Annotated in this window: 23 protein-coding genes, 2 tRNA genes and 1 pseudogene; 15 read left to right on the top strand and 11 right to left on the bottom strand. The window is 71.7% G+C overall.

Features of this window, described 5'->3' with window-relative positions:
* The 12 genes from IE267_RS25980 to IE267_RS25925 all read left to right on the top strand — a co-directional run bounded on the left by IE267_RS25980 (position 1) and on the right by IE267_RS25925 (position 6,602).
* Positions 1-1,347, top strand: a complete 1,347-nt coding sequence (locus tag IE267_RS25980; RefSeq protein WP_189764886.1) for an FtsK/SpoIIIE domain-containing protein — start codon at positions 1-3, stop codon at positions 1,345-1,347.
* 93 nt (positions 1,348-1,440) lie between these two features.
* Positions 1,441-1,638: a hypothetical protein gene (locus tag IE267_RS25975; protein WP_189764885.1), complete on the top strand. Its 198-nt coding sequence runs from the start codon at positions 1,441-1,443 to the stop codon at positions 1,636-1,638.
* A 1-nt stretch (position 1,639) separates the two neighbouring features.
* The gene (locus IE267_RS25970) at positions 1,640-1,819 is read left to right on the top strand and encodes a hypothetical protein (RefSeq protein WP_189764884.1); all 180 of its coding nucleotides are present in this window, start codon (positions 1,640-1,642) and stop codon (positions 1,817-1,819) included.
* A gap of 75 nt (positions 1,820-1,894) precedes the next feature.
* A complete protein-coding gene (locus tag IE267_RS25965) occupies positions 1,895-2,545 on the top strand; it encodes a DUF2637 domain-containing protein (protein ID WP_189764883.1) in 651 nt (216 codons plus the stop codon).
* 19 nt (positions 2,546-2,564) lie between these two features.
* A complete protein-coding gene (locus IE267_RS25960) occupies positions 2,565-2,753 on the top strand; it encodes a mobile element transfer protein (protein WP_189764882.1) in 189 nt (62 codons plus the stop codon).
* 13 nt (positions 2,754-2,766) lie between these two features.
* Positions 2,767-2,925 (top strand): hypothetical protein, encoded by a 159-nt coding sequence (locus tag IE267_RS25955; RefSeq protein WP_189764881.1) that lies wholly within the window; start codon positions 2,767-2,769, stop codon positions 2,923-2,925.
* A 23-nt stretch (positions 2,926-2,948) separates the two neighbouring features.
* Positions 2,949-3,257 (top strand): hypothetical protein, encoded by a 309-nt coding sequence (locus tag IE267_RS25950; protein WP_189764880.1) that lies wholly within the window; start codon positions 2,949-2,951, stop codon positions 3,255-3,257.
* Positions 3,258-3,268: 11 nt separating this feature from the next.
* Positions 3,269-3,496 carry a hypothetical protein gene (locus IE267_RS25945; RefSeq protein ID WP_189764879.1) on the top strand — a complete coding sequence of 76 codons (228 nt, stop codon included), beginning with the start codon at positions 3,269-3,271 and terminating at the stop codon, positions 3,494-3,496.
* Positions 3,497-3,588: 92 nt separating this feature from the next.
* A complete protein-coding gene (locus tag IE267_RS25940; protein WP_189764878.1) occupies positions 3,589-3,771 on the top strand; it encodes a hypothetical protein in 183 nt (60 codons plus the stop codon).
* 7 nt (positions 3,772-3,778) lie between these two features.
* Positions 3,779-5,173 carry a replication initiator protein RepSA gene (repSA, locus tag IE267_RS25935; protein ID WP_189764877.1) on the top strand — a complete coding sequence of 465 codons (1,395 nt, stop codon included), beginning with the start codon at positions 3,779-3,781 and terminating at the stop codon, positions 5,171-5,173.
* Entirely contained in the window at positions 5,170-5,379 is a 210-nt protein-coding gene (locus tag IE267_RS25930; protein WP_189764876.1) for an excisionase family DNA-binding protein, read from the top strand. Before repSA ends, IE267_RS25930 begins: the two co-directional genes overlap by 4 nt.
* The gene (locus IE267_RS25925; protein WP_373304590.1) at positions 5,376-6,602 is read left to right on the top strand and encodes a tyrosine-type recombinase/integrase; all 1,227 of its coding nucleotides are present in this window, start codon (positions 5,376-5,378) and stop codon (positions 6,600-6,602) included. The genes IE267_RS25930 and IE267_RS25925 overlap by 4 nt, the downstream gene beginning before the upstream one ends.
* A gap of 100 nt (positions 6,603-6,702) precedes the next feature.
* On the opposite strand, the gene IE267_RS25920 is transcribed toward IE267_RS25925, so the two are convergent.
* Positions 6,703-6,775, bottom strand: a tRNA-Arg gene (locus IE267_RS25920).
* Between the two features lie 345 nt (positions 6,776-7,120).
* Positions 7,121-7,214 (bottom strand) — tRNA-Ser (locus IE267_RS25915).
* A 317-nt stretch (positions 7,215-7,531) separates the two neighbouring features.
* Between IE267_RS25915 and IE267_RS25910 the strand changes: the two genes are divergently transcribed.
* From IE267_RS25910 to IE267_RS25900, 3 genes are all read left to right on the top strand, one after another.
* Entirely contained in the window at positions 7,532-7,969 is a 438-nt protein-coding gene (locus IE267_RS25910) for an SSI family serine proteinase inhibitor (protein WP_167158312.1), read from the top strand.
* 151 nt (positions 7,970-8,120) lie between these two features.
* Complete coding sequence (locus IE267_RS25905; protein ID WP_189764874.1) at positions 8,121-12,389, top strand: PAS domain-containing protein; 4,269 nt, start codon at positions 8,121-8,123, stop codon at positions 12,387-12,389.
* A gap of 131 nt (positions 12,390-12,520) precedes the next feature.
* A complete protein-coding gene (locus tag IE267_RS25900) occupies positions 12,521-13,105 on the top strand; it encodes an antibiotic biosynthesis monooxygenase (protein WP_189764873.1) in 585 nt (194 codons plus the stop codon).
* On the opposite strand, the gene IE267_RS25895 is transcribed toward IE267_RS25900, so the two are convergent.
* From IE267_RS25895 to IE267_RS25855, 9 genes and pseudogenes are all read right to left on the bottom strand, one after another.
* Positions 13,102-14,757, bottom strand: a complete 1,656-nt coding sequence (locus IE267_RS25895; protein WP_189764872.1) for a long-chain fatty acid--CoA ligase — start codon at positions 14,755-14,757, stop codon at positions 13,102-13,104. The genes IE267_RS25900 and IE267_RS25895 overlap by 4 nt on opposite strands.
* 175 nt (positions 14,758-14,932) lie before the next feature.
* Positions 14,933-15,478, bottom strand: coding sequence for a SigE family RNA polymerase sigma factor (locus IE267_RS25890; RefSeq protein ID WP_161248602.1), 546 nt, complete (start codon positions 15,476-15,478; stop codon positions 14,933-14,935).
* 273 nt (positions 15,479-15,751) lie between these two features.
* Positions 15,752-16,585 (bottom strand): DUF1906 domain-containing protein, encoded by an 834-nt coding sequence (locus tag IE267_RS25885; protein WP_189764871.1) that lies wholly within the window; start codon positions 16,583-16,585, stop codon positions 15,752-15,754.
* Positions 16,586-16,758: 173 nt separating this feature from the next.
* Positions 16,759-17,925, bottom strand: a complete 1,167-nt coding sequence (locus IE267_RS25880; RefSeq protein WP_161248598.1) for a lipid-transfer protein — start codon at positions 17,923-17,925, stop codon at positions 16,759-16,761.
* The gene (locus IE267_RS25875) at positions 17,922-18,329 is read right to left on the bottom strand and encodes a MaoC family dehydratase (RefSeq protein WP_167158320.1); all 408 of its coding nucleotides are present in this window, start codon (positions 18,327-18,329) and stop codon (positions 17,922-17,924) included. Before IE267_RS25875 ends, IE267_RS25880 begins: the two co-directional genes overlap by 4 nt.
* A 182-nt stretch (positions 18,330-18,511) precedes the next feature.
* Positions 18,512-19,534 (bottom strand): annotated as a pseudogene (locus tag IE267_RS25870) (acyl-CoA dehydrogenase family protein); the annotation flags it as partial.
* Positions 19,534-20,508: a bifunctional MaoC family dehydratase N-terminal/OB-fold nucleic acid binding domain-containing protein gene (locus IE267_RS25865; protein WP_373304589.1), complete on the bottom strand. Its 975-nt coding sequence runs from the start codon at positions 20,506-20,508 to the stop codon at positions 19,534-19,536. The gene IE267_RS25865 and the pseudogene IE267_RS25870, both read right to left, overlap by 1 nt.
* Positions 20,509-20,513: 5 nt before the next feature.
* Positions 20,514-21,677, bottom strand: a complete 1,164-nt coding sequence (locus IE267_RS25860; protein ID WP_189764869.1) for an acyl-CoA dehydrogenase family protein — start codon at positions 21,675-21,677, stop codon at positions 20,514-20,516.
* Between the two features lie 308 nt (positions 21,678-21,985).
* A complete protein-coding gene (locus IE267_RS25855) occupies positions 21,986-22,297 on the bottom strand; it encodes a hypothetical protein (RefSeq protein ID WP_161245335.1) in 312 nt (103 codons plus the stop codon).
* Positions 22,298-22,718 lie beyond the last annotated feature (421 nt).

The raw sequence follows: 22,718 nt of genomic DNA, 5'->3' as shown, positions 1-22,718 counted from the left end.
ATGTCGGATCTGTCGCTGTGGCTGGAGGGTGTGGGCGCCTTAGCCGGTGTCGGCGGTCTCGGTGTCGTGAAGGTTCGGGCGCCTCGCCTGTACTGGGCGACGGTGGGCCTGCCGGTGACGTGGGGGCGGTTCTCGCTCTCGTACCGCACGACGATGGATGTGTGTGGTCTGACGGTGCAGCCGTCGGGTCTGCGGGCGTTCATGTCGCGCCGGATCGCCCGTAGTGAGGTGCAGCCGGTTCCGCCGAAGATCCGCCGAGTGCGTGGCACGTCAACGGGTCTTCGGGTGACACTGCGGCTTCCGGCCGGTCTGGAGCCTGCCGACGTGGCTGCGGCTTCGGAGCGTCTCCGGCACGCCTGGGGCGTCCACGCGGTGCACGTGATCCCGTCGAAGCCCGGCTATGTCGAGCTGCGGATGACCGGCTACGACGTACTGCGCCGGGTGCGGATGCCGAAGAAAGCCGCCCCGCATGACTTGGTGGTTCCGGTCGCGCTGCGGGACGACGGTACGGCTTACGTGCGGAACTACCGCGAGATCCCGCACGCCCTGACCCTGGGGGCGAACCAGTCGGGCAAGTCGATGTATCAGCGCAACCTGATCAAGGGTCTGGCCCAACTGCCGGTCGCACTGGTGGGGATCGACTGCAAGCGCGGTGTCGAACAGTCCCGATATGCCCCGCGCTTGTCGGCCCTGGCCACGAACCCCGACGATGCGGCCTCGCTGATCGATGTCCTGGTGGCGGAGATGGAAGACCGCTTCGATCTGCTCGCCAAGTACGGCGTCTCGGATCTGTGGGAGCTTCCCGGGCATCTGCGCCCGGCGCCAGTGGTGGTGCTGGTCGACGAGATTGCGGAACTGTTCCTGATCTCCTCGAAGAAGGATGAGGACCGCCGTGAGCGGATCGTCACCGGTCTGATCCGCCTGGCCCAACTGTCCCGCGCGGTCGGCATCTACCTGGAGATCTGCGGTCAGCGCTTCGGCTCCGAGTTGGGCAAGGGTGCCACGATGCTCCGTGCCCAGCTCACCGGCCGTGTGGTGCACCGCGTGAACGACAAGCAGACCGCTGAAATGGGCTTGAGTGACGTGGCCCCGGAGTCCGTTCCGGCCGCGTGCACGATCCCCGCCGACCGCCCCGGACAGGCCGTGGCTGCGGATGCTTCCGGCGGCTGGGGCCGCATCCGAACCCCGCACACGTCGGTGGAGGAAACCGCCGCCGTGTGCCGGGAGTTCGCTCACCTGATCCCGAATCTTCAGGCCCTGGAACCGTTCAGCCCGGTAGTCCGGCCCGTTCCCGTCCCGGCGTCGAGTATTCCGCCGATGCCGACCAGGGCGCCGGCCATTCCCTGATCCACCCCGCACCACGGTCGGCGTGACCGCTTCGCGCCAGGTCCTTACCCGCTCCATGCCCGAAACCGGGGCTGACCTCCAAGGAGAACCCTCATGTTCCGTCGATTCACTTCCGCCCAGGATGCGCTCAAAGCTCAGGCGGATGACCTCAAGTGCAGCGAACGCGCCCGCAAGTGGGGCATGAGCGATAGCGCCAAGAAGTGGCAGGACAGCGCCGACCACGCGATGGGCGAGTTCTTGCGGATCACCGAGGAAGAGCACAACGCAGAGCGCAACGGCCAGGGCCGCTGACATGGCTGCCCAGAAGAGCACCGTCAAGGCCCAGCCCCAGCCCTTCCCGTGCCCGGACTGCCGGGGCGGCCAGGTCCTGGAGCCCTTCCAGGTCGGCGGCCGCAAGAAGCACGTCAGCAACGCCCGGCAGGAGGCCCTGTGCCTGACCTGCCTCGGTACCGGCGAAGCCCCGACCGACTGAACTCCTCCGGGACCGGGCGGCCGCAGATCGCTTCCCCGCCTGGCCCCGGTCGCTACCCCGAAGGAGGTGGAGACCGTGAGTCGTTTGATCCGCCCGGACGCTGTCCTCGTACAGGCCGTAATCGCCGGGGCACTGTCCTTCGCCCACCTGCACGATCTCGCCGAAGCGGCCGGACAGGACGGCTGGAAAGCCTGGGCCTACCCGGTCTCCGTGGATCTGCTGCTCGTCGCAGCCTGGCGACGCCTGCGCACCGGGCACACCCCGCGCCTGGCGTGGTGCTGGTTCCTGGTCGCCCTGGTGGCCTCACTCGGCGCGAACGTAGCGACCGCCGGATTCCTCAACCTCGCCGACGCCCCGGCCTGGCTGCGGTTCCTGGTCGCAGGATGGCCCGCACTCGCGTTCCTCGGCGGCACCCTGCTCGCCCACAACCCCGCCGACCCCGGCCCTGAGCCCGTACCGCGCGTAGTCGAACCGAAGTCGCCAGAAGTCGAGTTGCAGCGCGACGACGAACCGGCCACGGCTCCTGCCCCCGAGCTTCCTCCCGCTCCGGTGGTCACCGCGCCCGCCCCGTCAGTTCCGCCCGCTCTGCTCGCGCACGCCCAGAAGATCGCCGACACGCACCAGGCCACGACCGGTGACCCGATCGACCGCGATGCCTTGCGCGCCCGGCTGGGACTGCCCGCTCCGATGGCCGATGCGATCGCCACGCAACTCCAACTCGCCTGATCAGAAAGGACGACCTGTCATGCCCGCTTACCGGCGCTTCCGCAACGTCCAGCGCATCGGCCCGGTCACCGTCGCCACCTTCTACGACACCCGGGGCCGCGAACGCCACACGGCCGCCTGCACCGCCCCGCGCTGCGACTTCTCGGCGGAGTACGCCAACCGCTCGGCCGCCGAACTCGCCGCCCGCACCCACCACTGCACGGCCTAGAAGGGGTTCCGTCATGAACGTTCCGCTCTGGCTCGCCCTGATCGTCGTCGGCTGGCTCGGCATCAAGCTCGTCCGCCCGCCGTGGTGGCTCGTGGCCGTGGTCCTGCTCGGCGGCTACCTCCTCGCCGACAGCTTCCTGTCCCCCGTGATCAACACCGCCCTCCACAAGTAGACCCAAACCGAAGGGAGTTCCCGATGTTCACGCCCAAGTACCCGGTGTCCGACACCATCACCGCACTGCGCAACGCCACCCGCCCGGCCCCGACCGACCCGGTCTCGGTCCAGCACCACGCCCCGGTGCCCGACCCGGCCCCCGTCCCCCCGCCGCGTCCGGCAATCCACCTGACGCCCGGCAGCACCCTCGCCCTGATCGGCGGCGGCACGGCCGTCGTGCTGGTCGTCGGGACGGTCCTGGTCTCCATGCTCCTGGCGGTCGCGATCACCGGGGCCTCTGTCGCCGTGTGCGCGGTCGTCGTCCGTTCCCTCATGAACAACAACCGCTGAAAGGACTCGTCATGGGCCTGTTCAACCGCAAGCAGAACGACAGCACCCCCGCCGACCCGGCCGCCGCTGAACTCGGCCGCGAATACGCCATCGCCAAGCGCCACGGTGACCGCAAGACGGTCCGCCGCATCACCCGCGAACTCAGCAACGGCACCACGAACATCGACTCGTTCGAGGCCGGACAGCGTGGATACGACGACATCCCGCCCGCCTACCCGCGCCGCAACCGCCGCCGCTAGCGGCCCCCGGAGCGGCCTCGGTCGCCAAACTTCCGCCGCTCCGGGCGCCCAACCCCATCCAGATCCAACGGACCCGAAAGGGAAGTCTCATCATGCCCGCGTACGCCCTGAACCTGCGAGTCTGCCGCCACTGCGACGGCTTCCCCGCTGTCACCATCACCACCGGCACCCGCAACCCGGACGGCACCCGCACGACGCTCCCCGTCACCTGCCCGGCCTGCAAGGGCACCGGCCACACCACCCCCGCCGCCTCGCTTCTCCGCGCCGGTCGGTGATCCGCCCATGACCGACACCGCCACGATGGCGGGCCTGGACCCGGCCACCCTCGCCGACGTGCTGAGGGTGGCCGGGGCCCCCGGCTTCGATCGCCTCCAAGACCAGCTCCGCCGTACCGGCGGCTGCTCCGATCCCATCCACCTGCGCGGCGCCACCGTCACCCGCGACCGCGCCTCCGGGCAGGTCCTGTACTCCTACTCGACCGACACCGAGCCGGGCGGGCATCTCCGCATCGCCTGCGGCAACCGCCGCGCCTCCCGCTGCCCCGCCTGCGCCTGGACCTACGCGGGCGACACCTACCACCTGATCCGCGCCGGACTCGTCGGCGACCCCGCCAAGGGCACCCCGCACACCATCCGCGAACACCCCCGCGTCTTCGCCACCCTCACCGCCCCCAGCTTCGGCCCCGTCCACAACCGGCCCGGCACCCGCCCCTGCCGCTGCGGCACCCACCATCCGGACGACGCACCCGAGTTGGGCACCCCCCTCGACCCGGAGACGTACGACTACGCCGGGGCCGTGCTGTGGAACAACCACGCCTCCGACCTGTGGCGCTACTTCACGATCTACCTGCGCCGTGAGATCGCCGCTCGCGCCGGCCGAACTCAGAAGGAAGCCCGGGAACAGTCCCGGCTGTCCTTCGGCAAGGTCGCCGAATATCAGAAGCGCGGTGCCATCCACTTTCACGCCGTGATCCGCTTCGACGGACCCGAAGGACCCGACACCCCGCCCCCGCACTGGGCCACCGTCGCCCTGCTCACGGACGCCATCAATGCCGCCGCCGCACGCGTCCGCGTCGACCTGCCCGCCTCTGGCGACCACCCCGCACGGGCTTTGGGATGGGGCGACCGGATCGATGTCCAGCCGATCAAAGCGTTCGGCGACGGCTCCGAGATCACCGAACAGGCCGTGGCCTCCTACGTCGCCAAGTACGCCACCAAAGCCGCCGAGACCACCGGAACCGTCGACCGCCGCATCGGCAACCGCGAAGCCCTCCTGCTGCTCGGCGTGCCCGACCACCCCCGGCGCCTCATCGAAGCCTGCCTCGACCTTCACGACGCCTACCCGGACCGCAAGCTCCGCGACTGGGCCCACATGCTCGGCTTCCGGGGCCACTTCTCCACAAAGTCGCGCCGCTACTCCACCACCCTCGGCGCCCTCCGCCAGGTCCGCGCCGACTACCGCGCAGCCCAACAACGCGCCTCCCTCGGCCTGCCCGACCCAGACGACCACCCGGAGACCACCACGCTCACCCTCGCCCACTGGACATACGCCGGACACGGCCACACACCCGGCGAATCCTGGCTCGCCGCCAACATCCACCGCGACATCCAGGTAAATCGCGACACCGCACGCGAAGCCCTGCAAGACCAACTGGCCCTGGAAGGAGCCGAAGCATGACCACGGCAGTCATTCAGCGGAAGTGGCACACGACCAAGGAAGTCGCCGAAATGCTCGGCTACGGCCTCTCCAAGACCAAGATGCTCGTGCTCACCGGCGAGATCCGCTCCATCAAGGACGGACGCAACCGCCGCATCCTGCCGCGCTACGTGGACGAGTACATCGAGCGTCTGGCTCACGAAGCCGAACAGGGGTGGTCTGCATGAGCGGCAAGCGCGGCAACGGCGAAGGCTCCATCTACCCGTACAAGAACGGGTACGCGGCCTACGTCTGGGTCACCAAGCCGGACGGGAAGCGGGCCCGGAAGTACGCGTACGGCAAGACCCGCGATGAGGTCCACGGCAAGTGGCTCGCCCTGCACGCTGAGGCGAAGCGCGGTCCGGTCGCGACCCGGCACCGCACGGTGGCCCAGTTCCTCGCCTACTGGCTCGACTCGATCGTGAGGCCGAATCTGGCGCCGTTGACGTACATCTCGTACGAGGGTTCCGTCCGGCTCTACATCGCCCCGCACCTCGGCCCGAAGCGGCTCGACAAGCTCACCGTCCGGGACGTCCGCGAGTGGCTCACGAAGCTGGCTGATCTCTGCCAGTGCTGCGCCCAGGGCAAGGACGCCAAGCGCCGTGCAGATCATCGCCGTTGCTGTGCGGTTGGCGAGTGCTGCGAGGCGTACGCCTCCAAGAGGGTCGTCCAGGCCGCCCGGGACGCGCTGAGGGCCGCGCTCACGCACGCCGTGACCGAAGAGGAGATCGGCAAGAACGTAGCTGCCCTGGTCCGTGTTCCGAAGCCTCGGCGCCGCCGGATCAAGCCGTGGTCCGTGGTCGAAGCGAGCCGGTTCCTTGCTGACGCTGCCACTCGCGATGATCACCTCTTCGCGGCCTGGGTCCTGGTGCTCTGCTTCGGTCTCCGACGCGGGGAGGTGCTGGGGCTCACGTGGCAGTCCGTCGACTTCGCGAACGAGGTGCTTTACGTCGATCACCAGATCCAGCGGGCCGGCCGCGAGATCCTGCACCGCGAGACCAAGACGGAGGACTCGGACAACTTCTTGCCGCTGCCTGACCTGTGCCTCGTCGCCCTGCGGATGCGCCGCGCTCAGCAGGATGGCGACCGGAAGGCGGCCGGTGATCTCTGGCAGGACGATCGCGGGCTCGTCTTCACGACGAAGTACGGCACCCCGATCGAGCCGGGCAACCTCACGCGCATGTTCCAGCTTCGGGCCCGCCGTGCTCTCATCCGCGTGATCCCGCTGCGGAACACCCGGCACACGGTCAGCGCGCTGCTGGTCGCCCTGGGGGTCCACCCGAAGGTCGCCCAGCGCATCCTGCGGCACTCGCAGATCTCGATGACGTTGGACGTGTACGCCGAAGCCTCGGACGAAGACGTGCGGGCGGCGATTGATCAGCTGTCCGCCTTGATGCGGGGCGGCACCTGATCTCGTCGGCCGCCGACGATCGAGGGCGTTGCTGTACTTCGCTGCTGTACGCCCAGGAAACGCAAGAGGCCCGGACTCTCGTCCGGGCCTCTTACCTGTGTGCACTCGGCAGGATTCGAACCTGCAACCTTCTGATCCGTAGTCAGATGCTCTATCCGTTAAGCTACGAGTGCTTGTGCTTCCGGGGTTTTTTCTGCCCCGTCGGCGTTGCGAGAACAACATTACATGACCTGCGCCGTGACGCGAAATCCATTAGCCGTACTGGCTCTGACCTGCGGAAATGCCTCTGCGTGAGCGAACCGGGGGCGGCAGGGCCCGCACGCGGGTGGGCCGAATGAGGGCCCGAACAAGACCCGAACAGGGGCCGGGCGCGACCCTGGCGAGGGCACGGCGGTCGGCGGACGAGGCCGGAACGGGCACGGCAGTCGGCGAACAGAGCCGGAACGGGCACGGCGATCGGCCAACGGGGCCGGGAACGGGCGAAGCCCCGGCCGTGGGGCCGGGGCTTCGGGTGGTGCTGGCGGAGGCGGAGGGATTTGAACCCTCGATGGGCTTTAAGACCCAAACCGCATTAGCAGTGCGGCGCCATAGACCGGACTAGGCGACGCCTCCAGCACACCATCGCGTGTGCGAGTGGTGCGTGCAGATGATGACACAGCCTTGCGGGCTGTCACCAATCGCCCCCCACGGTACTAGGCGGGTGGGCGCCAGAGCAAAGCCGTTCGTGCGGCGCAACGCCGGGCGTTGACGCGCGTTAGACCTCGGAAGCCTCCGGACGCTCCCGGAGGCCCTCGGGACCCTCCCGCGAGACCCCGCAGGACTCCACAGGACTCCGGGAGACCGAACGCCCGCCGAACGGTCCGCCGAACACAGCCCGTCCGAACAGCTCGTCCGAACAGCCCGTCCGAACGCCTGGAGACACGAGACCCATGCTGCGCCGCTTCGCCGTCACCGCCGCCGCCTCCCTCGCCGCGCTCGCCGCCGCACCCACCGCCCTGGCCGGCCCCCTGCCCGTCCCGCTGCCGCTGCTCGGCGGCGGGCAGACCGAGGACCGGCTCACCGTCACCGTCGACGACGTCCCCGGCGTCGAGGGGACGTACACCCTGGAATGCCACCCGGCGGGCGGCAGCCACCCGCGCGCGCAGCAGGCCTGCGACAAGCTGGACTCCGTGACGACCTGGGGCAAGGACCCCTTCGCGCCGGTGCCCAAGGACCGGGCGTGCACGTTCATCTACGGCGGTGCCGCCACCGCGCACGTCACCGGCAGCTGGGCCGGGCGCCCCGTCGACGCGACCTACAGCCGTACCAATGGGTGCGAGATCTCGCGGTGGGACAACCTCGTCCCGGTGCTGCCCAGCGGCAGGTAGGACACCCTGTACGCCCTTCACTCGTACGGCGTAGTCACACAACCTTGGTGAGAGCTCCCCCTCATCCGCCGTCGCTCGCACATCGCCAGCCTTTAGACTCCCTCCCAGTGACAGGCCGCAAGGTGCAGTGGTTCAGGGAGGAAGCGTCGTCGTGAGCAGCAGGCCATCCCGAGGCGCTGCTCGCCTCGCAGCCATACTTGACGCCCTCCCGGACGGGCTCCTGCTCGTCAATTGCAACGGCACGGTGGTCAACGCCAACACCGTCGCGCTGGGGATGCTGGAGGCGCCCGGTACGGGTCTTGTGGGGCGGGGAGTTCTCGATCTGCTGCCCACCTTCGACTCCAAGCTCATCCCCGGCTCCATGCGCCGGCCCGAGAGCGAGGACGAGCAGGGCCGCACCAAGCCGACCCGGATGATCGCGCGCCGCACCGACGGCACCGAGTTCCCGGTCGAGGTGACCAGCGCCAACCTGGAGGACGGGCGGGACGCGTACGCCTCCTACGGGAGCGGCGGCGGACCCGGCTCGTACTCGGGCGACGAACTCCTCATGCTGGTCGTGCGGGACCTCTCCGGCACCGTCGACACCGAGGCGGAGCTGGCCCGTTCGCAGCGCCAGACCGAGATGATCCTGCGCGCCGCGGCCGAGGGCGTGGTCGGCACCGACACCGACGGCCGGGTCGTCCTGGTCAACCCGGCGGCCGCGCAGATCCTCGGCTACCGGGCCAGCGACCTCGGCGGGCGTGAGCTGCACCCGCTGGTGCTGCACTCCCGCGAGGACGGCGAGCCGTTCCCGTACGAGGGCAGCCCGCTCGCCGACACCCTCAAGTCCGGGCGCAAGCACCGGGTGCGCGGGCAGGTCATCTGGACGAAGTCCGGCGCCAAGGTGCCGGTCGACCTGACCACCGCACCGGTGCGCGACGGCGACCTGCTCGTCGGCGCCGTGATGACGTTCACCGACCGGCGCCCCTACGAAGAGCAGGCCGCCAAGCACGCCGAGGTCCTGGAGCGCGAGACCCGGCGCTACGACGCGCTCGCCGCCCGGCACCAGCAGCTGCTCTCGGTGCTCGCCGGTTCGCTGCGCGGGCCGATCGACGAGCTGCGCCAAGAGCTGTCCGCGCTGGCCGCCGACGACGCGGGCCAGCTGTGGCCCGAGGCCAACCAGGTCCTGCACCACCTCGCCGCCGGGTACTCCCGCATCACCACGCTCGTCGACAACGTCCTCGGCTACCAGCGGCTCGACGCGGGCAGCGAGGAGCTCAAGAAGGCCAACGTCCTCGTCGATTCGGTCGTCGGCGCCGGTGTCGACGGGGCCGTCGAGCTGATCGGGCCCGGGCGGGCCCAGTTCGCCGTGCACACCCCGCCCATCGAGGCCGAGGTCGACGCCCCGCGCCTGGCCACCGCCCTCGCCCACCTCATCGCGGACGTCGCCGGGGTGGACGCCACGGGCAAGGCGCCGGTGGGTGCCGGCGGCTACATGGACTCCACCGTCGTCGTCGCGGCCGCGGTGCGCGGCGATGTCGTCCGCATCGAGGTGCGCGGGCCCTACTCGGGTGGCGACCCCGTCCACACGCCCATCGTGCGCGGCATCGTGAAGGCGCACGGCGGTGTGCTGCAGACCGTCGCCGTGCCGGGCATGAGCGGCTCGGCGTACGTACTCGAGGTGCCGCTCGGCGCGGGCGCCGGAACGGTCGAGGCCCCCGCGGCCCCGCAGCCCGACGAGGCGCTGCTGCCCGCCCAGCAGGACGGCGGCGGACGCAGGCGCGGGCGGCGGGCGTCCATGGACGCGTTCCTGGAGAGCCCGGTCAGCGAGGAGAAGTCCCCGACGGGGCGGCGGCGGGCGCGCGTTGACACGTCGTCCGGGGCGGGGGCCGCTTCGGGTTCCGCCTCCGACTCCGGGTCCGGGGCCGGGGCGGCTGCGGGGGGCGGTGCTGATGCGGGTTCCGGTTCGGGTTCCGGTGCCGGTGACGGGGAGGGCGACAGCGGGCCCGAAGGTGACCGAGCCCGGATTCCGGCCCAGCAGAGTTCCGCGGGGCCCGAGGCCGCCGCGGGTGGGATCGCCGGGGCCGGATCTTCCGGGTCCGGGCGGCGCCGCGGCCGCCCCAGCCCTGCCGAGCAGGCCGCGGAGGCGTCCGGGGGAGCCGCGGGACCGGGTGGACCCGGCGGGTCCGTGGGGTCCGTCGTCACCGGCGCGGAAAGTGCCCGCGAGTCGTCCGGCATGGGCCGGGCCGCGCTGGGCGAGACAGTGCCGCCGCAAGGCGTGCCCACCGAGGCGACCGGCCGCCGCGCCCGTCGGGCGCTGCCCGCACCGGCGGGCGCCGATGCGCCCCACGCCTCCGCTCCGGCCGAGAACGCCGCCGCACACCTGGCCGCGAACGCCGCCGAGCCGACCGGGCGCCGAGCCCGGCGTGCCCTGGGTTCCGCCCCGGGCGCGAGCAACGCCGGGAGCGGCGCTGCGAATAGTGCCGCGAGCGGCGCTGCGAGCGGCCAGGAAGGCTCGGTGCGGACCGCGTTCGCGCTGCCGCCCGCCGATGCCGACCGCGCACCGCATCCGGTGCCGCCGGTTCCGGGCGCCGTCGAGGCCGCCGCACCGGGCCGCCCCGACTCCCTGCGCGCCGCCCCCGCCGGGTCTTCGGCGGATGCGGCGGGTTCCGCAGCCGCGGCGGCATCGACGAACACGGGCTCAACTGATCCTGGAACCAGGGGAGTTGAGCCCACGGGTGGCGCCCGGCCGATGAGTGCGGGACACATGAGCGCGGTGCCCACGGGTGCTGGACACGTGGGCATGGGACACGTGGGTATCGGACACATGGGCGTTGGGCACATGGGCGCCGGCGACACCGGTACGGGCGCCACGGGTGCCGCGCACATGGGCGCGGGCAACATGGGCGCGGGCAACACGGCCGCGGGCACCACAGGTACCGGCGCCACGGGCGTCACCTCCGGCCCCGACGCCATGGGTGCCGAGCCCGCCCCGACCGGTCCGCCGAGCGGTACGCCCGCAGGCCCCAACGCCCCTGCCGCAGGCGGCGCTACGGGTGACGACACCGTCGGCCCGGCCCTGCCCGCCGGCCCCGGCCCGCAGCCCGCGAACCCGATCCCGAGCGGCCCGGGGAACGGCCCGGCGAAGGGTCCGGCTCGGGGCAACCCCGCGCCCAGCGACCCGCCGGCCGACCACACCCCGCCCAAGGCGCATCCCGCCGAGCGGCCCGAGTGGGCCGCCCGCGCGGTTCCGGCGCCGGGTGCTCCCGGCCCCGTACCGCCGCCCCAGCAGAACCAGAACCCGCCGCAGCCCGCCCCCAAGCCCGCCCGGCAGCCGCTGCCCGCCGAGACGCCGCCCGGCGGAATCCCGGCGGCCGGTGACACCCAGGGCCGGGCGTTCAGCGTGCGGGCGCTCGGGCAGGGCGTGCCGCTCAGCCAGACGCAGGCCCAGATGGCTCAGGCCCAGGCCACCGGCGGCGCGCTCGGTTCCGGGCGGCGGCGCAAGCTCGGCACGCCTCCGGAAGGTGTGGAGCGGCCCGCCGAACCGGCCGCCCGGCCACATCCCGTGCTCCCCTCGCCCCCCTCGGAGGGCCAGGGCCGCGCCTATGCGATCGGCGCGCCCGACGAGGGTGCCGAGGGTCCCGAGCCGCTGGACGGGCCCGGCGGCGCCGTGGAGGTGGCCAACCGGCCGCAGCCGCAGCCCGTCGACGACGAGCTGCCCCCCGAGCCGCTCGACAATCCGCGCCGGCTCCTCGTGTGGCCCGCACCCGACGTCTCCACCCAGCAGGCGCTGAGCGAGCGCGGCTACCGGCCCGTGGTGGTGCACTCCCGCGAGGAGGTCGACGCGCAGATCGCCGCGTTCCCCGCCGCGCTGTTCGTCGACCCGCTGACCGGCCCGATCACCCGTACCGCGCTGCAGTCGTTGCGGCAGGCGGCGGTCGCGGCCGAGGTTCCCGTCCTGGTGACGGCGGGGCTCGGGCAGGCCACCCGGGAGGCGGCGTACGGCGCCGACCCGGCCGTCCTGCTCAAGGCCCTCGCGCCGCGCGACAGCGAGCAGCACCCGTCCCGCGTGCTCCTGATCGAGGAGCACGAGGAGATCGCGCTCGCGCTCACCGCGACCCTGGAGCGGCGCGGCATGCAGGTGGCCCGCGCCGCCACCGATTCCGAGGCGGTCACCCTGGCCGCCCAGATGCGGCCGAACCTCGTCGTGATGGACCTCATGCAGGTACGCCGCCGTCGCGCCGGAATCATCGACTGGCTGCGTGCCAACGGGCAGTTGAACCACACCCCGCTGGTCGTCTACACCTCGGCCGGCATCAACCAGGCGGAGCTCCCGAAGCTGACGTCCGGCGAGACGGTCCTGTTCCTGGCGGAACGGTCCACCAGTGGCGAGGTACAGGGCCGCATTGTGGACCTTCTGGCGAAAATCGGCACCAACTAGGCAGTTCCTGCGGGTGGTTGGGGGTAGGCCGAGGCCCCCTCGGCGGACCGTGCGACCGGGTGACGCGGCGCGCTGCGGCGTGCGTAGGCTGACGCGGCGCGCGACACCGTACGAACCGCAAGGAGAGGCCCGTGGCCCCCACGAGCTCCGCCACCCGTCAGGAACACGCCACCGTCCCCGCCGACAACGGGGAGGTCACCCTGTTGATCGCCCGGCAGGTCGAGGAGGGGTACGAGGAGTCGTTCGAGGAGTGGGCGCGCGACATCCTGGCCGCCGCGGCCGGGTTCCCCGGGCACCTCGGGCACGGCCTCTTCCGGCCGGCGGCGCCCGGGGCACCCTGGTTCCTGGTCCATCGCTTCCGGGACTCGGCCGCCCTCGATCGCTGGCAGGGCTCCACCGAGCGCGCCCTGTTCTTCGCGAACTGCACGGGCCATCACCACACCGAGATCGCCCGGCGCGAACTGACCGGCATGGAGACCTGGTTCGCCAAGCCCGGCGAGACCTGGCCCGCGCCGCCCCGCTGGAAGATGGCGATCAGTTCGGGCCTCGCCATCTTCCCCGTCTCACTGCTGGGCAACGCGGTGCTCGGCCCCTATGTGGCCGGCTTTCCGCTGGTGCCGCGGACGGCCGTGTTCACGGTGCTGTTCAGCGTGCTCATGACGTATGTGGCCATGCCGAACATGAGCCGCCTGCTGCGCCGCTGGCTGCACGGCTAGCGCAGTTCCGTCACCTCCAGCTCGCCGTCCGCGTACTGCCTGCGGATGACCTTCTTGTCGAACTTGCCGACGCTGGTCTTCGGCACCGACTCGATCAGCGCCCAGCGCTCCGGGAGCTGCCACTTGGCGATCTTCTCGGCGAGGAAGGACTTCAGGGCGGCGTAGTCGGCGGTGGCTCCGGGCTTCAACACCACCGTGGCGAGCGGGCGTTCGCCCCACTTGTCGTCGGGGACGGCGACGACGGCCGCCTCGACGACCTCGGGGTGCGCCATCAACGCGTTCTCCAGCTCCTGGCTGGAGATCCATTCGCCGCCGGACTTGATGACGTCCTTGGCACGGTCGGTCAGCGTCAGATAGCCGTCCGGGCTGATGACGCCGACGTCGCCGGTGCGCAGCCAGCCGTCCGGGCTGAACTTGTCGGCCGGGCGGAAGTCGTCGCCGCCCGCGCCACCGAAGTAGGCGCCCGCGATCCACGGGCCCCGCACCTCCAGCTCGCCCGCCGACTCCCCGTCCCAGGGCAGGAACGCGCCGCCGGGGCCCGCGAGCCGCGCCTCGACCCCGGCGGGGAAACGGCCCTGGGTGATGCGGTAGGGCCACTCCTCCTCGGCGCTGAGCCCGGCGGGCGGGTTGGACATGGTGCCGAGCGGCGAGGTCTCCGTCATGCCCCAGGCGTGGCAGAGCCGCACACCGAGCTTGTCGTACGCCTCCATCAGCGAGGGCGGACAGGCCGCGCCGCCGATCGTGACCCGTCGCATCGAGGTGAGGTCGCGGGGACGGGCGGTGACCTCGGCGAGCAGGCCCTGCCAGATCGTGGGGACGGCGGCCGCGTGCGTCGGCTTCTCGCGCTCGATCATGTCGGCGAGCGGCGCGGGCTGAAGGAACCGGTCGGGCATGAGCATGCTGACGCCGGCCATGAACGTGGCGTGCGGCAGGCCCCAGGCGTTCACATGGAACTGCGGCACCACCACCAGCGTCGTGTCCTGGTCCGTGAGCCCCATGGACTCGGCCATGTTGACCTGCATGGAGTGCAGGTAGATCGAACGGTGGGAGTAGACGACGCCCTTCGGGTCGCCCGTGGTGCCGGAGGTGTAACACATCGCGGCGGCCTGGCGTTCGTCGAGCTGCGGCCAGTCGTAGGCGGTCGGCCGCCCGGCGAGCAGCTCCTCGTACTCGTGCACCTGCGGGCCCGCCCCGTCGATGTCGTCGAGCACGCTCCGGTCGCCGGGGCCGGACACCACGAGGTGCTCCAGCGTCGGCAGGTGGGGGAGCAGCGGGGCGAGCAGCGGCAGCAGCGAACCGTTGACGATCACCACGCGGTCGGCCGCGTGGTTGACGATCCAGATCAACTGCTCGGCCGGCAGGCGGAGGTTGAGCGTGTGCAGCACCGCGCCCATGGACGGGATCGCGAGGTACGCCTCGACGTGCTCCGCGTTGTTCCACATCAAGGTGCCGGCCGCCTGGCCGTCCTCGACGCCGAGCTCGCGCAGGGCGTGGGCCAGCTGGGCGGCCCGGGCACCGATCTCGGCGAAGCTGCGGCGCTGCGGCTCGGCCTCGCCGGTCCAGGTCGTGACCTGGGACTTGCCGTGGATCGTCGACCCGTGGGTCAGAATCCGCGAGATCAGCAGCGGTACGTCCTGCATGGTGCTCAGCACGGCGTCCTCCCGGTGAGCGCTGCGGTGCGCTCTCTGGCGATAAGGGTCTGCCGATTCTGCTCACGTACCGCGCGGTATGTCACTACCCGGGAGTAGTTTCAGCCGCGCATCCGCGAAGTTACCTGCAGATACCCGGTCCGGGGACGCTGTCCGTGGCCCCGGCGGTCACCGGCCGTCACCGTATGGGCTCCAGCTCCGGGTCCTCGCGGAGCTTGCCGAGCGCACGGGAGACCGCACTCTTGACCGTGCCGACCGAGACACCGAGCACCTCGGCGGTCTGGGCCTCGCTCAGGTCCTCGTAATACCTGAGGACGACCATGGCCCGCTGGCGGTCGGGGAGCTTCATGACCGCCCGCCACATCGCGTCGTGCAGCACCTGCTGATCCGCCGGGTCGGGACCCGGCACGACCTCCGGCTCGGGCAGCTCGTCGCAGGCGAACTCGTCCACCTTGCGCTTGCGCCACTGCGAGGTGCGGGTGTTGAGCAGCGCGCGGCGCACATAGCCGTCCAGTGCCCGGTGGTCCTCGATCCGGTCCCAGGCGACGTACGTCTTGGTCAGGGCCGTCTGCAGCAGGTCCTCCGCATCGCTCGCGTTCGCGGTCAGGGAGCGCGCGGTGCGCAGCAGCACGGGGCCCCTGGCGCGGACGTACGACGAGAACGACGCGTACGCGTGGTAGGGCGTCGCCACTCGGGAGGCGCTGGTGCAGACGGGCGTTGTCATGTCTCCACGCTATGAGCGCGCGGGGCCCCGGGGATCGGCCCCAGGTCCCGAAGCGATGTCCGCCTCAGGTTGTAGGGGTGGGGGTGGCCACACCTCCTGAAGGTGGAGACGCATCCCCGGCCCTCAGGGTTCAGCCCCCACCCGGCCGACCCGCGCGAGCGCCGCGGACCCGGCTCGGCCCCTGCTGACAGGCGGTGTCGGCTCGGCCAGGTCGATGCACACGAGCAGCGCGGACCCGGCTCGGCCAGGGCGGGCGGCCGGCGCGGACTCCGCTCAGCCAATGCGGGCGACCGGCGCGTCGACCTGGTTGCGGTCCACCGTCAGACGGTAACCGCCGTGCGTCTCGGTGACGTCCCCCGCGTACTGGTGGATGCGCCGGTGCTGCCAGGCGTCCTTGTGCAGCGCGGCCTCCTGGTACAGCGCGGGTGACGTGTGCCAGCGGGCGAACCAGATCGCCGCCGGCAGGTCGCCCTTCCCCGCCAGCCGGGCCTGCTCGATCTGCCGCACCCCGGACTCGGCACTGCTGTAGAACCCGGGCACGTAACCGCGCGCCCGCACCTCCTTGTTCCAGGCGCGCACGAACTCCAGGGTGGTCCTGGCGCACGAGGCGTTGCCCACGTTGTACGCCTCCAGGTCGAGGTAGAGCGCGCTGCCGTCCAGCATGCCGAGGGCCTGCGCGTGCTGCACCGCCTCCCCCGCCTCGGACCTGCCCTGCTTCGCGGGCTGACCGCCGATCCGCACGCCCTTCTTGTTCGCGGCGTACACGCACGGCGACTGCGAGCCCACGAACACGGGCAGCACCTGCCAGCCCATCCGGTTCACCTGGCTCACCCAGCTCTTGTTCAGGTTCTTCTGGTCCAGGCAGTGCCGGCCGCGTCCCGCGTAGTAGACGCCGACGCCGCGGTACGACGACGAGCTCCGCCAGGCCCGCATCGCGGCCAGCGAGGGCGTGTTGCAGGTGTCGAACGCGGTGCCCTGGAAGTTCCCCTCGGACACCGCCTCCCGCTCGTCCCACCCCTCGTCCGCGGCCGCGGCCGGGGCGAGCAGGGTCGTGAGGGCGAGCAGCGCGGTGGCGGCGGAGGCGAGGACGATCTTGAGGCGGCGCATGGCCCGAGTGAACGGCTCCGCGCCCCGGCCGGCCACCGCTCGGCCGGGCCCCTCGGCCGTACGTGTGGAAGATCAGCCGTCCGCCCCAGTGCCGCCCCGCAGGGAACGGTCACGCGGTGAGTCTCCCTGACGGGCGTTCAGGGCCGCTCGGTCCCGGCCGTGCTGACTTGCCCTCAGTCGTCCCTTCCCAGAACGAGCCCCGACGTGGGCACGCCCGTACCGGCCGTCACCAGGACGTGGGCGACGTCCGGCTGCTGGTTCACCGAGGTGCCCCGCACCTGGCGGACCGCCTCCGCCACGCCGTTCATCCCGTGCAGATACGCCTCCCCCAGCTGGCCTCCGTGCGTGTTCAGCGGCACCCCGTCCGCCGCCACGAAGTCGGCCGCCTCACCCGGCGCGCAGAAGCCGAACTCCTCCAACTGCATCAGCACGAATGGCGTGAAGTGGTCGTACAGGATCGCCACGTCGATCTCGGCGGGCGTCAGGCCGGAGGTGCGCCACAGCTGCCGCGCGACGACGCCCATCTCGGGCAGGGAGTCCAGCGCGTCCCGGTAGAAACTGGTCATCGCCTCCTGTCTGCGTCCCGCACCCTGCGCGGCCGCCGTGATCACCGCGGGGCGCTGCCGCAGGTCCCTGGCCCGCTCGGCGGTGGTGACCACGAGCGCCTGGCCGCCGTCGGTCTCCTGGCAGCAGTCCAGGAGCCGCAGCGGCTCGACGATCCACCGCGATGCCGCGTGGTCGGCCAGGGTGATCGGCTTGCCGTGGAAGTAGGCCGCCGGATTGTTCGCGGCATGGCGCCGGCCGGTGACGGCGACATGGCCGAAGGCCTCGGGCGTCAGGTGGTAGGTGTGCAGATAGCGCTGGGCGGCCATGGCGACCCAGGACGCGGGTGTGAGCAGCCCGAACGGAAGCGACCACCCCAGCGCCGCCCCTTCCGCCGAGGGCTCGCGGTGCTGCACCCCCGAGCCGAAGCGACGGCCCGACCGTTCGTTGAACGCCCGGTAGCAGACGACCACTTCCGCCACCCCGGTGGCGACCGCGAGGGCGGCCTGCTGCACGGTGGCACAGGCCGCGCCGCCCCCGTAGTGGACGCGCGAGAAGAAGGACAGCTCGCCCATACCGGTCGCCTGCGCGACCGTGATCTCGGGGTTGGTGTCCATGGTGAACGTGACCAGGCCGTCCACGTCCGAGGGCGCGAGCCCCGCGTCGTCGAGCGCCGCGTGCACCGCCTCGACGGCCAGCTTCAGCTCGCTGCGCCCCGAGTCCTTGGAGAACTCGGTCGCCCCGATCCCGACGATCGCCGCCCGTCCACCGAGCGAGTCCGCCCCGCGCACGCTCATGACGCCTCCGAAGAGTCCGACCGGGCGGGCACAGCCACCCTTACCGTGCCCGTGACGTGGTGGCCGAGCCCGTTGGCCCCGGTCACCCGGACCTCGGCGACCTCCCCCTCCACGGCGGTCACCGTGCCGGTCAACGTCATGGTGTCTCCCGGGTAGTTGGGGGCGCCCAGCCGTATCTTCACCGAGCGCAGCCGGGCCGAAGGACCGAAGTGGTCGGTGATGTACCGCCCCACCAGGCCGTTGGTGGTCAGGATGTTCATGAAGACGTCCGGCGAACCCTTCTCCCGCGCGAGCACCGCGTCGTGGTGCACGTCCTGGTAGTCGCGGGATGCCACCGCGCCGGCCACGATCAGCGTCCGTGTGATCGGGATCTCCAACGGCGCGAGTTCGTCTCCGGCCTTCATGCCCCCACCCCCTCTTTCCCCGTCATCGCGACGCCCTCGACTCCCGTGACTTGCTCTGCTCGCCCGGCAACGTCGACGCCCTCGGCCCCTGCGTCTTGCTGGGCTCGCCCGACAACCTCGCCCCCCTCGGCCCCCGCGGACCGCTCGGCAGCCTCACCACCCGCTGCACCCCCGATCGACGTACGCTCCGCGACGATCAACTCGCCCAGTTCGGCAAGGAGTTCGGACCCGCAGCCCAGATACGCGTCCAGCTGGCGCCCCCAGAGGAAGTGCCGGTGGACGGGGTGCTCGACGTCCGCGCCAAGGCCGCCGTGCAGGTGCTGGCCCGCGTGCACGACCCGGGTGCCCGCCTCGGATGCCCACCAGGCCGCCGTCAGCGCGTGCGTCCCGCACCGCAGCCCCTCGTCCCGGCGCCAGGCCGCCTCGTAGGCGGTGACCCGTATCGCCTCGGTGTCCATGTACGCGTCGGCCGCCCGCAGCAGCACGCCCTGGTTGGTGGACAGGGGCCTGCCGAACTGCTCCCGCGTCGTCGTGTGGTGCACCGCTCTCGCCAGCGAGCCCGCGCACACCCCGGCCTGCAGCCCCGCGAACGCCGTACGGGCGGTGGCCAGCACGTCCTCGTACGCCGCCGCGCCGCCCACCCGCTCGGCCGGGGCACGGTCGAGGGCGAGCCGCCCGGCCGACCAAGGCGCGGTGGTCTCCAACGGCTCGGCCCCGGCATCGGCGACCCGCACCAGCCACAGGGCGTGTTCCGTGTCCGGGACCAGGACGTGCGTCGCGTCCCGCAGCCATGGCACGAGCGGCACGACGCCGCTCAACTCGCCGTCCCCCGTGGCCCGTACGCGGCCCGCGCGGGCCGGGAAGGCGCCGGTCACCACCGCGGTGCCGTCGCGCAGGGCCGGAAGGAGCCGCCCCCGCTGCTCGGCCGTGCCGTGCGTGGTGAGCGCCAGGACTCCGTACACACAGCTCGCCGCGAAGGGGACCTGGGCGGTGGTCCTGCCCTGCTCCTCCAGGGCGAGGACCAGACCGAGGAGCCCGACCTCCTCGACGGCCGCCACCAGACCGGCCCCGCACAGCGCCTTCCACAGCTCCGCGTCCGTCCCCGTGCCGGCCGCGGCGAGCCGTTCGTGCGTCGAGAGGTCGCCGAAGATCCGCGCGGCGAGCTCCTGGACGGCCGACTGCTCCTCGGTGGGCGTGAAATCCATCAGGATGCCTCCGCCCGGAACACGGGGAGCTCCAACTCGTCGTCCGCACGCAGGAATTCGAGACGCACGGCCATCCCAATGCGCACCTCGTCCGGCGCCACCCCGACCACGTTGCTGACGATCCGGACACCCTCCGCGAGCTCGATCAGGCCCACCGCGTAGGGCGGGTCGAAGGCGGGGAAGGGCGGGTGGTGCATCACGACGTACGAATAGACGGTGCCCCGGCCGCTCGCCTCGACCGTGTCCCAGCGCGCCGAGCCGCAGGCGTGGCACCCCGGCAGCCAGGGGAATCGCAGCTCCGCGCAGTCGGTGCAGCGCTGGACGAGGAGCCGGTGCTCGGCGACCCCGGCCCAGAATCCGGCGTTGTCCCGGTTGACGACGGGCCGGGGGCGCAGCGCACGGGCGGGCGCCCGGTCCGGGCCGGCCGCCGCACCCTCCCCGGCCGGGGCCGGTGCCGGTCCGCGCGAACGGCTCGCTGCCGGGGCGTACTTGAGGATGCGGAAGCGGTGTGTGCCGGCGGGCTCGCCGTTCGCCCGGACGTCCATGCGCGTGGTGACGAAGTGCCCCGTCCCCAGCTTGGTGGTCTTGCGCCCCGAGACCGTCTCGATCACCGCGTCATAGGTCACGCGATCGCCCGGCCGCAGGTCAAGGACGTACTCCTGCTCGCAGTCCGTCGCCACCACCGAGGTGAACCCGGCGCCGTCGAGCAGCTCGAAGAGCTCGTCGTATCCGGAGGTGCGGCCCGTGCCGTCGCCGTGTCCGGACAGGCCGCCCATCGTCCACGCCTGGAGCATCGTCGGCGGCGCGATCGCGTCCGGCCCCGTGTACGCGGGGTGGGTGTCGCCCATCGCCTCGCACCAGTGCCTGATCATCGGCTCGTTGACGAGGTCCTTGCCGACCCCTGCCGTCGCCGCCGGCTGCCCCTCGAACTTCTTCAACCGGTCCAGGAAATCGAGCTCGTCGGCCCCGCCCACCCCACTCACCTCTTCCCCCGCTTCATCCCGAGCCGCATCGTCGCGACGATCTCCCGCTGCACCTCGCTCACCCCGCCCCCGAACGTGTTGATCTGCGCCGCCCGGTTCATCCGCTCCAGCTCCCCGTCCCCGAAGGCGCCGGGCGAACCGCCCCGGATCAGGCCCGCGTCCCCCACGATCTCCTGACACATTCGATACGTTTCGACCGCGGACTCCGTTCCCGCGAACTTCACGCCGCTGGCGTCTCCCGGCGCCAGATTTCCCGCCCCCACATCACCCACCAAACGCCAGCTGAGCAGGCGGTTCGCCGCCAGCCGGGCATGTGTGGCCGCCAGCTTGGCCTTCACCCATTCGTGGTCAACGGGGCGTGCGGAAGTCACCGGATCGGGCGTACACGCACAGGAGAGCGCCGCCTCGTAGAAGTCCTCGGCCTGCATGCCGATCGCGGCGAGTGCGACCCGCTCGTGGTTGAGCTGGTTGGTGATCAGACCCCAGCCCGCGTTCTCGGCGCCGACCAGGTTCCCCCGGGGCACCCGGATGCCGTCGTAGTACGTCGCCGTGGTGGTCAGACCGCCGACCGTTTCGATCGGGGTCCAGGAGAAGCCGGGCGCATCGGTGGGCACCAGAATGATCGAGATTCCCTTGTGCTTGGGCGCATCGGGGTCGGTGCGGCAGGCGAGCCAGATCCAGTCGGCGTTCTGGGCGTTGGAGGTGAAGACCTTCTGCCCGTCGATCGCCCAGGAGCCGCCCTCCCGTACCGCCTTGGTGCGCAGCGAGGCGAGGTCGGTGCCGGCCTCCGGTTCGCTGTAGCCGATGGCGAAGACGAGGTCGCCGCGCAGAATCCTGGGCAGGAAGTAGGCCTTCTGCTCGGCACTGCCGAACTTCATCAGGGTGGGGCCGACCGTGTTCAGGGTGACCATCGAGACGGGTGCGCCCGCGCGGTAGGCCTCGTCGAAGAAGACGAACTGCTCGTCGGGGCCGCGGCCCTGGCCGCCGTACTCGACGGGCCAGCCGAGTCCGAGCATCCCGTCGGCGCCGATCCGGCGCAGCAGCGCTCGCTGCGCGTCCGCGTCCGCGGCGGGCGGGGGTCCGTCGGGCATCAAGTCGGCGAAGTACGCGCGCAGTTCGGCGCGGAGCCGCTGTTGGCGCTCGGTCGGGGCGAGGTGCACGACGGCGGCCTTCCGTGCGGAGGGGTCCGCACGCACTCGGGCGTACGGGCACACGCTTACCGGCACATGCGCGGGAACACATGCGTGGAGACCCGTCGGCGGGCCCGGGCGCGTCCCACGTCCCCGGCCCGCCGATCAGGTTTCTGACTGTCCGTCAGATATGCCCTCGCTGTCAATGCCCCGGGCGCCAGGGGAGCCCCGCCCCGCCTGCCGTCGGGCACGCCAACGGCCCGGGCGACCGCGCCGAAGCGCTGTCACCCGGGCCGCCGATCACCCTAAGAACGGACCCCTTCCACAGGGGCGCCGGATCACCACAGGCGGGAGAAGTTCACGGCGACGTTCCCGTTGCCCTGGTTGATCGACGTGAAGGCGGACCCGTTCACCTGGGCGGTGTTGCTCTGGTTGGTGGCGCCGGACCCGACGGCCTGCTGCTGGGTGGTCGACGAGTTCCCACGGTTGTCGTGGCCGACCCCACTGCCGCTGACGGTCGCCACCGCGGCGTTCGATCCGTGGCCCGCGATGGAGCCGTTGTCGGCGGTGGCCACACCCGAGAAGAGGGCGGCGGCCAGGGGCAGCGCGGCAACGGTGGCCAGGACGCGGGCGGTACGGATGTTTGCCATGTGAATTCCTCCAGGAACCAGAAGTGCGGGTAGTTCGGCTCGTTCCAGTCCGCGCTTGCGGGAAGCAAGTACGGCCTGGTCCAAGGCAGTTGGCCGACCGCCTCGGACGCTGTGACGACGTCGCGAGATCAGAGTTGCCCACCGAATCCCCGGCGAACCAGTCATTGGGGAACCTTTCGCCCGCAAGCGTGAGGACATGTCGATAAACCCTCAATGCGCCCCCAAACCGCCGCCCGGGGTCGGATTTCGGCGCCGGACCCGCGCCCCCGCATGGGCAGAACCGTTTCGGCTCGGTTTCGGCCAACCTTGGCAGCCACCCGCTGCCCACATGGGGGACACCAAGACGGCATCGGGGCGTCACCCGGCCGTCATCCGCCTGTCGCCCGGCGCAGATGGGGTCGACGAGGGGGGCGGGCGCGAA

Source organism: Streptomyces xanthochromogenes (assembly GCF_014650455.1).
Lineage (GTDB): Bacteria > Actinomycetota > Actinomycetes > Streptomycetales > Streptomycetaceae > Streptomyces > Streptomyces xanthochromogenes.
Note: the sequence above shows the minus strand (reverse complement) of the source record. Positions and strands in the feature narration are given on the sequence as shown.

Excerpts from the sequence above, each read along its gene's own strand:
- IE267_RS25980 (WP_189764886.1), top strand. The coding sequence starts at position 1 with ATGTCGGATCTGTCGCTGTGGCTGGAGGGTGTGGGCGCCTTAGCCGGT.
- IE267_RS25975 (WP_189764885.1), top strand. The coding sequence starts at position 1,441 with ATGTTCCGTCGATTCACTTCCGCCCAGGATGCGCTCAAAGCTCAGGCG.
- IE267_RS25970 (WP_189764884.1), top strand. The coding sequence starts at position 1,640 with ATGGCTGCCCAGAAGAGCACCGTCAAGGCCCAGCCCCAGCCCTTCCCG.
- IE267_RS25960 (WP_189764882.1), top strand. The coding sequence starts at position 2,565 with ATGCCCGCTTACCGGCGCTTCCGCAACGTCCAGCGCATCGGCCCGGTC.
- IE267_RS25955 (WP_189764881.1), top strand. The coding sequence starts at position 2,767 with ATGAACGTTCCGCTCTGGCTCGCCCTGATCGTCGTCGGCTGGCTCGGC.
- IE267_RS25950 (WP_189764880.1), top strand. The coding sequence starts at position 2,949 with ATGTTCACGCCCAAGTACCCGGTGTCCGACACCATCACCGCACTGCGC.
- IE267_RS25945 (WP_189764879.1), top strand. The coding sequence starts at position 3,269 with ATGGGCCTGTTCAACCGCAAGCAGAACGACAGCACCCCCGCCGACCCG.
- IE267_RS25940 (WP_189764878.1), top strand. The coding sequence starts at position 3,589 with ATGCCCGCGTACGCCCTGAACCTGCGAGTCTGCCGCCACTGCGACGGC.
- repSA (WP_189764877.1), top strand. The coding sequence starts at position 3,779 with ATGACCGACACCGCCACGATGGCGGGCCTGGACCCGGCCACCCTCGCC.
- IE267_RS25930 (WP_189764876.1), top strand. The coding sequence starts at position 5,170 with ATGACCACGGCAGTCATTCAGCGGAAGTGGCACACGACCAAGGAAGTC.
- IE267_RS25925 (WP_373304590.1), top strand. The coding sequence starts at position 5,376 with ATGAGCGGCAAGCGCGGCAACGGCGAAGGCTCCATCTACCCGTACAAG.
- IE267_RS25910 (WP_167158312.1), top strand. The coding sequence starts at position 7,532 with ATGCTGCGCCGCTTCGCCGTCACCGCCGCCGCCTCCCTCGCCGCGCTC.
- IE267_RS25890 (WP_161248602.1), bottom strand. The coding sequence starts at position 15,478 with ATGACAACGCCCGTCTGCACCAGCGCCTCCCGAGTGGCGACGCCCTAC.
- IE267_RS25885 (WP_189764871.1), bottom strand. The coding sequence starts at position 16,585 with ATGCGCCGCCTCAAGATCGTCCTCGCCTCCGCCGCCACCGCGCTGCTC.
- IE267_RS25880 (WP_161248598.1), bottom strand. The coding sequence starts at position 17,925 with ATGAGCGTGCGCGGGGCGGACTCGCTCGGTGGACGGGCGGCGATCGTC.
- IE267_RS25875 (WP_167158320.1), bottom strand. The coding sequence starts at position 18,329 with ATGAAGGCCGGAGACGAACTCGCGCCGTTGGAGATCCCGATCACACGG.
- IE267_RS25855 (WP_161245335.1), bottom strand. The coding sequence starts at position 22,297 with ATGGCAAACATCCGTACCGCCCGCGTCCTGGCCACCGTTGCCGCGCTG.